The sequence below is a fragment of the Streptomyces sp. NRRL S-495 genome (assembly GCF_000966955.1).
Classification (GTDB): domain Bacteria; phylum Actinomycetota; class Actinomycetes; order Streptomycetales; family Streptomycetaceae; genus Kitasatospora; species Kitasatospora purpeofusca.
Genome location: NZ_JZWY01000404.1, coordinates 1 through 463, shown reverse-complemented (window position 1 = coordinate 463; position 463 = coordinate 1). Strand labels below are relative to the sequence as shown.

Below are 463 nucleotides of genomic sequence, written 5' to 3'. Positions count from 1 at the left end.
GGATGAAGCAGGCTCTCGACGTCTGGCTGGAGCGCACGAGCGGCGACGACGGCGGTCCTCCCCGAATCGAACCCGGCAGCAGCTTGGCCGGGGACGACCGGTTGTTCTTGGGGCATCCGGTGTCGAGTGTGGCGTGGCACGGGCTGCTCACGGCGGTGGAGCACCTGGACTTCGCGTTGTCGGCGCTGGCGGCGACCAAAACGCTGTACCCGGCGGCGTATTTCACGGCGTTGCGGGCCGGCCTGCTGGGCGCCTCGCAGGCGCTCTGGGTGCTCGCGCCCACCAGTCGGGCGGAGCGGCAGTTGCGGGCCCTCGAGGCGGCAACGACGAACTACGACGAGCAGCGGAAGGCGTACGGGGCGGTCCCGACCTCTACTCCCGAGGCGCAGGCGGTGGTCGCGGACGCTCGAGCCCGGCTGGACAGGCGGCTCGATGAAGCTGCGGCGGCTGCGGTGTCGTTGGG

General features: G+C 71.5%; 1 protein-coding gene. It reads left to right on the top strand.

Annotated features, from left to right (window positions below):
* Window positions 1-463, top strand: a 463-nt coding sequence (locus VR45_RS21285; RefSeq protein WP_199925974.1) for a hypothetical protein, incomplete at both ends; no start/stop codon positions are given.